Raw genomic sequence first — 9987 nt, forward strand, 5'->3', positions numbered from 1 at the left:
GAATGTTGGGAACGCATTTTTTTCCATAATTTTACATAGAGGAATGTTCCAGAAACCTTTTTATTAGGAAGTACCTTATTTGCATATTGCTGAAAAAAAGAAAGGAGAACAAGAAAAAATGAATACCAAAAATGTTTCTATTGCTATTCTATTTGCTTCGATTTTACTGATGATATCTGTCTTTCCACTTCCTACATTAGCGGAGAAAGGTCCAAGAAGTGACGATCTTATTGTCTATTACTACGGTGACGTGGAGTCAGCTTACGCAGCCTTGAAGGCTAACCAAATTGACGCTGTTGGTTATGAGATCACAGCCGACTTGTATGTGGATGCAAGTGCCGACGCTAACATCGTTCTCGGCGCTGTTGCTGACATGGGATTTTACGAGCATGACGTCAACAACAACGCTACTATCGACACGTACCCAGGGGTACGTTCACCTACAAACTACACAGGCTTTAGGCAAGCCATGGCGTGGTTGACCGACAAGGAATGGGTTGTAGACGAGGCTTGTGGCGGATTCGCTGAAAGAAATGACCAGATGATTGCATCGCCATTTAGGGCTTGGGGAAACGAAACGATGATGTTTCCCTTCTATCCGTACGAGTATGACCCAATTGCAGCGGCTGACGCTTTGGATGGAGAGGGATTCCTACAGGGCACGACGCCGAACCCATACCACGATGCTGCTTTTCCAGGCTCAGCTGAGTACATTCGAGTCTATCCTGCAGGCCACTCCAAGGCTGGACAGGACTTGGACAATTTGGAAGTTTGCGTGCGAACCGACGACACTCGTAGGCTTCAGGCTGGAAGGCTGACTTATGGTAACATGAGGAAACACGGTATCCCCGTGAATGCCCTCGAGGCTGACATGGGCGGTCTCTACGACAAAGTGATGGGCGCCTTTGACTACCACATGTACACCGGCGGCTGGAGTGTGGGAAGATTCCCACCAGTAACTCTTCACGGTCTATACCACTCTGAATTCACGTATTCCTACGGACCTAACTACGTGACGGGCAATGGCACTCATCCTTACCTCGACACGCTTCTTGACGGTTGTCGTTATCCCGCCACATATGACGAGGCTATCAGCTACACCAAACTCGCTGCAGGATACATGACAGAAATCTGTGTGAACATCCCGTTGTTCAGCGCAAAATCATTCTGGCCTTGGCGCAAGAGTCTAGTAGGCGTCGTTAACATGGCAGGCTCTGGGCCCGAAAACGGCTACACCTTCGTGAACGCCTACAAGGTAGACGATTCAGCCATCAGATATGGACCTAAAGGTGCACCTACAGCCATGAACATATTTTACTCAAGCTGGTACTACGACTGGCAAAACCTTGAACGGATGAACATGTACGGCGGCGTCGATGTACCCCCATATGACCTTTCAGCCGACCAAGACGGCTTAGTCACGGAGCGGCTTGTTGGTACATGGTGGGATACTGCTGCTTCTCCAGGTGATGAGAACAAGACAAAAGTCACATACACGTTTAGAACTGATGCTTATTTCGTGGAACCCGTGACTGGTAACCAGCTAGAAAACGTTGACGCAACTAACGCTTATGTCAGCATCTGGTACGACTTCCAACTTGGAGACGGCTGGTTCTTTGTAGACGTTACAGACATTCACCACCTCAACATTATCGGCTCCCATACTATTGAACTCTATTTCAACTCCTACAGCTATTGGAACGCCTACTACGCTACCCCACCCTTCAAGTCATTTAACCTGCTTCAAAAGGGTAGTTTGAGCAACATAAGCCGTGCTTGGAGCGGAAGCTGGACTGGCCCCGCTGGTTTTCTGGGTCTAAGCCACAAAGTATACTGGGTTGTCGATATATCCGTCGGCGGCGTGTCGCTAACTCGCGGCTCAGAATGGCACATACAACGCAAAGGTCCTCTGGGACATGCTGATGTATGGGTGAATACAACTCGCACTGGAACTCTTGTCATAAACTACTGGAGCGCGGAAGATGGAAAAGGATTTACACCTGGCAACTTGCCATGGACGGACTCTTTCGAAGGAGCTGGTGCGTGGTATGCAACTGCATTCACAAGTGGAATAGGTGGCAGCTTATCGCTGAAAAAGTCTGCATTCTTCTACATGGAGAAACCTCTGCTGGGCGAGATTGACTGGGTCAAGAAATCAGACGGCGCCTATAAGGTTGACATCTACGACATCGTTTTTGCAGCTGGTGCCTACGGTTCTCAAGGAACAGGCATACCTTCTTCCAACTGGTTCGCAGGAGCAGACGTGGCGCCTGAAGGCGGCAAGGTTGACATCTACGACATCGTCACCATCGCCAGTAGATACGGCCAATCATTCGACGTGCCTCCATAGGCAAATAGAACGAGAACAACTCCACCTCCCCTTTTTATTTCTTTAAGAAATTCTAAGCGACTTTTTGAATTGAAGAATAGTGCGCATATTTAAGCTCGCTCCTTTTTAGTGAAGTGAAAGTCATATCCAATAAGTTTTCGTTAACACGCGTACACGTGAATGTTCTGTGAACGTGAAACTAAAGCTTAAATACAAAGCTGGACTCTAATTTTAGCGGTGACTATCGATGGCCTTGAAATCTTACATCGCCAAAAGATTAGTCTACATGATTTTATTGATCTTCTTGGTTGCGACAGTAAATTTCCTTCTTTTCAACTTAATGCCCGGCAGTCCTTTAGATAAATATGTACAAGATCTGAGAGGTAAAATGACTAAGGAACGCTTTGAAGAACTAAAGGTGATATACGGTCTTGATAAGCCCCTCCATGAAAGATACATAATATACGTTCAAAACATGTTCACTTGGAATTTTGGATACAGCTATGAAACAAGGAACTATGTCAGGAACGACATAGTGAGGGTATTGCCCAATACCTTGCTGCTCATGGGCGTTGCCGAACTTGGCGCAATGATAATAGGAATCCTATTAGGCGTAATAGCCGCCTATAAAAGAGGAAGCTCCCTAGACACTTTATTGGTCACTGCCTCCTTGGGAACATATTCGGTCCCAGTATTCTGGATAGGCTGGCTTGCGCTTTCCTTCTTCGCCGTCTACCTAGGTTGGTTTGAAGTGGGGAGAGTTGAACCTCAAATCTGGGCTATTCACCCCCCGAGTTCTATAATAGAATATGTTGCCGGCCGCCTCTATATGATTATTCTTCCAGCAACAACCCTTTTCGTCTTCTTGTTCGGTGGCTGGGTCCTCCTAACAAGAGCCACGGTCCTCGAAACAATTACCGAGGACTACGTGACAACAGCCCGAGCCAAAGGACTGCCCGAAAGAACAGTTCTGTTCAAACACGTCTTGAAAAACGCCTCATTGCCGTTGATCACTAGTGTTGCATTAACCTTCGGCTTCCTTATATCTGGAGCCATAATAACTGAAACAGTCTTCTCATATGGAGGCATGGGATTACTAGTGTGGAATGCCATACAAAGGAACGATATGCCGGTAATGCAAGCATTCTTCTTTGTAATGGCGCTGTTAGTAATCGTAGCAAACTTCTTAGCAGATATACTATATGGTGTAATAGATCCGCGAATAAAGTATGGGTGAAATCAAATATGCCATCACGCAAAGAACAATTTTCCTTCAAGATTCAAAGGTTCAAGGGTTTCTGGAATCTATATAAGCAAAGTAAACGAGGCGTACTTGGAATAGGAATCATTATGTTTTTCGCCGTTGTGGCCATCTTTGCTCCGCTCATAGCACCGTTAGACCCGCTAAACCCGAAGTGGCCCGGATATTACCCCGGCGGTGAGCAACCAAAGCAAGCTGAGAAACTTTGCGTTCCAATATGGTACAAGTCAGTTCTGGGTATGCATCAGCTTTCAGAAAGCTTTCAACTGACGGAAAATCATGAATTAACCTCAAGAACGGCCTTCGAACAATGGGTACCAATCTACAATCCTACATACACCTCAGTGCAATATAACGAAACAAGAGGTCAACACAACAATGATGGTTGCATCGAGATATTATACAAACGTGAAGAAGGCCAAGCTGCTCCTCAGGATAGTAAGGCAAGCATAACATTTGCCAAAAGCTTCGAATATCCTTATGAAAACAATCCACAGTCGTTCTGGTACCATTACTCTCTCTCTGTAGAGAACAAAACGCCCATAATACTCGATTTCCCCATTGAGATTAGTATCCAATTTCGCAGAGGGAATGAACCAGACGCAATTCTTGTTAAAACGATTAGTTTACCGAAACCCGTACTCGTAGGTGAAGCGAACGAGACAAAATGGTACAGCAAAGGAGGAACTACGCTAGGAGATCTGTCTATAATAGAAGAAACAACATTCACTAAAGCCGGGAACTACACATACGAGTTCGTGGTTACGATCTTCGATCCGGAAGGCAGTAATTCCGATTTAAGAGTTTATGTTGACAACTTGCAAGTAATATTGTATGGTGAAGCATTCGGCTTGCTGGGTACCTCGTCGTTCCCCGAGGCATCCCCAAGAGATCTTTTCACTATGTTAGTGCATGGAACTAGAATCTCCTTTATGATTGGGATTCTCACAGCAGTTTTTTCTGTATTGATTGGACTGATTGTAGGGCTAGTTTCGGGGTACGTGGGCGGATTGGTTGATGAAGGACTGATGCGATTCGCAGACTTTCTTTTAGTATTACCAGGCTTGCCGCTGCTAATAGTTTTAGTTACAGTGCTCGGTAAATCAATCTGGAACATAATAGGCGTACTTATATTCATGGGGTGGATGGGCTTCTCACGAACTGTGAGATCTATGACTCTTAGTCTGCGAGAAAGACCATTCATTGAAAGCGCCAAAGCCGCCGGAGCAAACAAAAGCTACATAATATTCCGCCACATCGTTCCTAACGTATTCGCTTTAGTGTACATCTCATTGGCAACATCTGTTCCAGGCGCCATAATTGCGGAAGCATCCCTAGCTTGGCTTGGACTGGGCGATATCACTATACCTTCTTGGGGCATAATGCTGTTCGACTTCAGCAAGACCCAAACGGCTGTTGTAAAAGGAATTGGTGAATACTGGTTCTGGGTGATACCTCCAGGCTTCGCAATCGCATTGATGGCAATGGCTTTCATCCTAATGGGATTCTCCCTTGACGAAATCTTGAACCCAAGGCTGAGGAAAAGACGCTAGCACAAAAGCCTTCGTTAGCCACCCACGATAAAAGGGAGATCTACGTCATCTGGCTTTTCAGGTGCGAGCTGAACCAGCTATGAAATCAATTTTTTCATTCACGTAAGTCCAGAAGTTTCTCTCAAGCTTTTCTTCAGCTTCTTGCGATTTGACACCGCGCAAAAATGCAATCCCGCCACCAAACAAAGTTGTGAGCCGACCAAGCTTCACGAACAAATTGGAACGGGCCCCAGTAATAAACTGCAACACAAAATCGTTTGGGTCTCCAGAAATATAAACGGTGACTCTGTCTAAAACTTCATGTACATATGTAGGTCTGGCAGTAATTTTTTGCGCTTTTGTCTTCTCTTCTCTAATTGTCCTAAAAAGTTTCTTCTCAAAGAATCGCTCAACCCATTCACTTAAGAGCATGAGATCAACGTTTCTACCAGTGTATCGGTTTTCCGTGCAGCATTCCTCCTTTCTAATCACTCTTTTGCTAAAGTAATGCTTCCCTTTAAGCATTTTTGAAACAAGACAAACAAATTCAAGAAGAGGAGTTGCATGGCTTAAAGCTTATATAAACAATACTTCTTGTTACTCTATAAGATCTAAGATCTGTTGATAGCAAAAACAAGAAGATGTGAGTGATCAAGCATGGCGATACTTGACGTTCAGAATTTGTCCACTTACTACTTAATAGGCGAAGGATATGTAAAGGCTGTAGAAGGCGTTAGTTTTCAACTGGAAAAGGGAGAAGCCATGGGGTTGGCAGGAGAGTCTGGATGCGGTAAGACCACTGTCGCTCTTTCTTTACTTAAAATTCTACCTTCAAATGGTAGAATAATCAATGGAAAAATTTTGGTGAGAAACACCGACGTTGTCAGCTTGAGCGAGGTTGAAATGCGGAAACGCATCAGATGGAAGGTGATATCAATGATATTTCAAGGCGCCATGAACGCTTTGAACCCACTTTATAAAGTAGGCGATCAAATCGTTGAAGCCATTAGATTGCATGAACCCGAAGTATTCAGGAAAGAAGCAAAAGAAAGAGCCGCAAAACTTCTAGAAATGGTAGGGATAGACGCTTCAAGAGTAGATAATTTTCCTCACGAGTTTAGTGGGGGAATGAAACAACGAGCATTGATAGCTATGTCTCTGTGTAACAATCCAGATGTGGTCATCGCCGACGAGCCAGGAACAGCTCTAGACGTTATTGTACAAGCACAGGTTCTAAGATTGATGAGAGAGCTAAAAGATAGATTGAATTTGTCAATCATTATGATATCCCATGACCTTTCAATGATTGCCGAGATATGTCAGAAGATTTGTATTATGTATGCGGGATACTTAGTCGAGCACGGAGACATCGTGAAAATCTTCAAGAAACCATTGCACCCATATACTGTAGATCTGATAGGATCTTTTCCAAGTATTCACGCTGAAAAGCAAGAAATGATATCCATTCCAGGTTCCCCACCAGACCTTTTTGACCCACCTCCTGCGTGTAGATTTCACCCGAGATGTAAATACGCCATGGATATATGTAAGAAAGAGGTGCCTAAACTGCTCAAAATATCAAAGGATCATTTTGTAGCGTGCCATTTGGTTAAAGACTAAAAGAGGATGCAACACATGGAAGATCTAATAATAAAGGCTGAAAATCTGAAAAAGTGGTTTCCCATTAAGGTGGGGTTCTTTCGAACAGTTTTTTCGAAGGAGGAACTGGCTGTACGTGCTGTGGATGACGTTTCATTTGACATAAGAAAGAGTGAAATTTTCGGCTTGGCTGGAGAAAGCGGTAGCGGAAAGACCACTACGGGGAGACTTTTACTGAGACTAATTGAACCTACTGGTGGAAAAATCTACTTTAAAGGTAAAGACATTACGTCAATTCCAGAATCCGAGATGAAATCGTTTCGACGGAAAATGCAGATAATCTTTCAAGACCCTTATGAGTCGTTAAACCCTAGAATGACTACAAGAGACATAGTTGCTGAGCCTTTGAGATTATTGCAGGAAACAATCACCCCGGATCAGGTAGATAGAAGAGTAAATCAAGTGCTGGAGGATGTTGAATTGACCCCTCCCCAGAAGTTTGTCCTAAGATATCCTCATGAACTCAGTGGGGGACAAAGGCAAAGAGTCGCCGTTGCAAGGGCTTTCGCTATAACCCCTGAGTTTATAGTTGCAGATGAGCCTGTGTCCATGCTTGATGTCTCTATTAGAGCTGAAATCCTGCGCCTTATGATTTCCATGGTGGAGAAATATGCTTCCTCGTTCCTCTACATAACCCATGACTTAGCCCTTTCACGTCATATGTGTGACCGTCTTGGCATAATGTACTTGGGTAAAATCATGGAGATGAGTGAGACGGAAAAGGTTGTTTTTGAGCCTCTTCATCCTTATACAAAGGCGTTGATTGAGGCTGTACCAGTTCCTGATCCTACGGCTAAACGTGTTGAAACGGTTATCAAGGGAGAGATTCCGAGTCCCATTAATCCGCCTTCTGGCTGCAGATTCCATACTCGTTGTCCTGCCTACATAGGAGATATATGCCGTACGAAAGAACCGCAGTTGATCAATGTTGGTAAGAACCACTACGTTGCTTGTCACCTTTACAGTTCAGAAAAATAACACTTTCTTCTTTCTATGTTGCTTGTAGTTGAGGCTTAAGCATGTGCGTTAGATCATTTTTGTCTATCTTTTCTTCGTGACTTGTATGATTGTTTGGTACTCGCCGCCCAGATAGATAGGAAAGCGCCTCCGACGATCAATGCTACTCCAACTGGCAGAAGGTTGCCAAAAGAGTATTCCTTTTTCAAAACTATTCTCCATAAGTCAAGGTGTGGCAAGTGTGCGTCAGGAGGGTAATAATACCTTGCCATTGCGATACCATAGCTGTACACGTATGCTGTGTAATTGCCGTCGTGTTGTGTCTCTCCGCCTAGATTCTCTGGAGAATCATTGGAGGTTCCCAGTTTAGATTTATCGACAATTAGGCCTTCGCTTTCTGATTCAAGAGTAATATTGAGTTCTGGTCTTTTTGTGACTAAGTTTACCCGAAAATCAGCTTTCAGAGTGGTATTACCACCTGTTGGATCGGTGATGTTTATCCAAATTCTAGCGATAGCCGGAACGCCATTCGGGATGTCTATCAGTTTAGGTCCTGCAAATGCTACAAATATTTTTTCACCCCTGTCAAATTGCTTCGAGATTTTCCATTGTCCGTAACGTAGATCCTTAACTATTTCCACTAGCTGGTTCTCAGGAGTTTCAATGGCATGATTAGCCAATGAAAAGATTATGATTCCTGCGAACAGAATGATGAACCCAACACTGAGTGGAATTTTTCTCAATTTATCACCTTAGTGTTTGTTTAGGTAATCGAAGACGCTTTTGATATTAAGTCTTTCTGATTGATGGTGTGGTTTTTTTGTTTAGTATGCTTGTTTGGTGATTAGCATGTGTGCTTGTGCTGGGTGTCGGTAAGCATGTACTGCTGGGGTTTTCTAGACAAATTAGATAATAGAGAAATCTTCCAGAAACCTTTAATTATAGAAGTGGTAGTTGTAATAATTGCTGAAGAGAAAGGAGAAAAAAATAGATGAAACTAAAGATGGAGAAAGCTATTAGCATATTGCTTACATCGACACTTTTGCTCAGCTTATTCATGGCACTAACACCCTCAGTATTTGCACAGACGACCATTGTCAGGTTCTTTCCTCAACCCTCACCACAAGCCGAACTCACGAGTAACGGTCAAACGTTCACCGTTGCTTGCGTAGTCGAAGACGTTACAAACCTTTACGGTTTGGACATTCAAATAGCATGGAACACGACTTACCTTGAATACGTAAGTCACGAAAAAACTGGAACTGTCGAAGATTATCCAAATCCTATTCCGCCAAGCCCCTACGCAGGAATCATCCACGCGGCAGCGTTCTGGCTTAAAGACGACGTTAACGAAACAGCGGGAACGTACTGGTTGGCCGGCAGCTCTCTGGCTCCAGCACCATCCTTCAACGGTAGCGGAACAGCCTTCGTAATGACTTTCAGGGCAATTAACCTGCCCTTCGGCGACCCCCTACAGTTCTTCTACACGTACCTGAACTTCGTGGCAATTGACCTTGCTGCAGGCGGTGGTGGTTCACTCGGATTCAATAGCGAGGACGGTGTGATTAAACACTGGTATCTTGAAAGAGTTATTCCTCCGTGGCCTCTGCTGAAGATAGACCCAGTATCCTATGAAGCCTCAGCCCTTGGTGAAGTATTCGATTACGATGTATGGCTGCTGGGAGCAGGCGACACCGACTTGGATCCCTACTGGGACGTCGGCGGAATCGACGTATACATGAACTTCAACTCGACCTTGATAAAGGCGATAGACATAACTATCGACCCTGACGGAAACTTCACAGACTTCTGGCCTCACGGAGGCATCTTTGTAACTGCAAACGACACTGACAATGTGGCAGGAACAGCACACGTGGCATTCATAGGATACGGTGAACCTCACACTGCTCCATATGGGCAGATAAAAATGTTCAGCGTTACATTCAACGTAACCTACGAGTCAACAGAATATCCTCCACCAAGTGCACCCGTCACATTGAAGAACCCAACAACCTACACAGGCGCGTTCACATTTGACTCAATCGGTGGACTAATCAATATTGCCGACCCAGTGGGCACTACTTATTATGAACTGGTTCCAGACTTCTTAGCTGGACCTTTCGAGATGCTCAGTTGGGAGGACAACGGCGACGGCGTGCTTAGCCCAAGCGACCAATTCATACTGAACGACACAACCACTGGCTTCTACTTTGACTACCACCTAACCGCTATAAGTGGCACACTGAACC

At 44.6% G+C, this 9987-nt stretch carries 8 protein-coding genes; 6 read left to right on the forward strand and 2 right to left on the reverse strand.

Annotated features, from left to right (window positions below):
- Positions 1-118 precede the first annotated feature (118 nt).
- The 3 genes from NWE91_04465 (at position 119) to NWE91_04475 (ending at position 5143) form a co-directional block, all read left to right on the forward strand.
- Positions 119-2350: an ABC transporter substrate-binding protein gene (locus NWE91_04465; protein MCW3985647.1), complete on the forward strand. Its 2232-nt coding sequence runs from the start codon at positions 119-121 to the stop codon at positions 2348-2350.
- Between the two features lie 226 nt (positions 2351-2576).
- Positions 2577-3566, forward strand: a complete 990-nt coding sequence (locus tag NWE91_04470; protein MCW3985648.1) for an ABC transporter permease — start codon at positions 2577-2579, stop codon at positions 3564-3566.
- A gap of 8 nt (positions 3567-3574) precedes the next feature.
- The gene (locus tag NWE91_04475; GenBank protein ID MCW3985649.1) at positions 3575-5143 is read left to right on the forward strand and encodes an ABC transporter permease; all 1569 of its coding nucleotides are present in this window, start codon (positions 3575-3577) and stop codon (positions 5141-5143) included.
- A gap of 57 nt (positions 5144-5200) precedes the next feature.
- Here NWE91_04475 and NWE91_04480 read toward each other — a convergent pair whose 3' ends face one another.
- Positions 5201-5647 (reverse strand): hypothetical protein, encoded by a 447-nt coding sequence (locus tag NWE91_04480; protein ID MCW3985650.1) that lies wholly within the window; start codon positions 5645-5647, stop codon positions 5201-5203.
- A gap of 132 nt (positions 5648-5779) precedes the next feature.
- On the opposite strand from NWE91_04480, the gene NWE91_04485 reads away from it, so the two are divergent.
- On the forward strand, positions 5780-6742 hold the full coding sequence (locus NWE91_04485) for an ABC transporter ATP-binding protein (protein ID MCW3985651.1): 963 nt from the start codon (positions 5780-5782) through the stop codon (positions 6740-6742).
- 15 nt (positions 6743-6757) lie between these two features.
- Positions 6758-7759, forward strand: a complete 1002-nt coding sequence (locus tag NWE91_04490) for an ABC transporter ATP-binding protein (GenBank protein ID MCW3985652.1) — start codon at positions 6758-6760, stop codon at positions 7757-7759.
- A gap of 53 nt (positions 7760-7812) precedes the next feature.
- Here the strand turns inward: NWE91_04490 and NWE91_04495 are convergent, their stop codons facing one another.
- Positions 7813-8481 (reverse strand): hypothetical protein, encoded by a 669-nt coding sequence (locus NWE91_04495; protein ID MCW3985653.1) that lies wholly within the window; start codon positions 8479-8481, stop codon positions 7813-7815.
- Between the two features lie 248 nt (positions 8482-8729).
- On the opposite strand from NWE91_04495, the gene NWE91_04500 reads away from it, so the two are divergent.
- A partial coding sequence (locus NWE91_04500; protein MCW3985654.1) for a cohesin domain-containing protein occupies positions 8730-9987 on the forward strand: 1258 nt, incomplete at its 3' end.

It is taken from the genome of Candidatus Bathyarchaeota archaeon (assembly GCA_026014805.1).
Taxonomy (GTDB): domain Archaea; phylum Thermoproteota; class Bathyarchaeia; order Bathyarchaeales; family SOJC01; genus JAGLZW01.